The organism is Alteromonas sp. 5NW40-0090, from assembly GCF_057552975.1.
Window position 1 is genome coordinate 1 of sequence record NZ_BAAJLT010000031.1, and the last position, 628, is coordinate 628.

At 45.1% G+C, this 628-nt stretch carries 1 protein-coding gene; it reads right to left on the reverse strand.

Features of this window, described 5'->3' with window-relative positions; translation table 11 throughout:
• Positions 1-28: 28 nt before the first annotated feature.
• Positions 29-628 (reverse strand): EF-Tu C-terminal domain-related protein (locus AC27KT_RS19760; RefSeq protein ID WP_487132783.1); only part of this gene is annotated, 600 nt, incomplete at its 5' end.

Here is a 628-nt window from a genome sequence, read left to right on the forward strand (position 1 = left end):
TTTTTTGGCTTGTGTTGCTAAGTCTAGATTAGTCTAGGATCTTAGATACAACACCAGCACCTACTGTACGACCACCTTCACGGATTGCGAAACGAAGACCTTCTTCCATCGCAATCGGAGCAATTAGCTCAACTTTGAATTTAAGGTTGTCACCAGGCATTACCATTTCTACGCCTTCTGGAAGCTCTACAGCACCAGTTACGTCAGTTGTACGGAAGTAGAACTGTGGACGGTAGCCTTTGAAGAATGGAGTATGACGGCCACCTTCATCTTTAGATAGTACGTATACTTCTGCTTCGAAGTTAACGTGTGGAGTGATTGAACCAGGCTTAGCTAGTACTTGACCACGTTCAACTTCATCACGCTTAGTACCACGTAGAAGAACACCAACGTTCTCACCTGCACGGCCTTCGTCAAGAAGCTTACGGAACATCTCAACACCAGTACAAGTAGTCTTAGTAGTGTCTTTGATACCTACGATTTCTACTTCTTCACCAACTTTAACGATACCTTGCTCTACACGACCCGTTACAACTGTACCACGGCCTGAGATTGAGAATACGTCTTCGATTGGAAGAATGAACGGCTTGTCGATTGCACGCTCTGGCTCTGGGATGTATGAATCAAG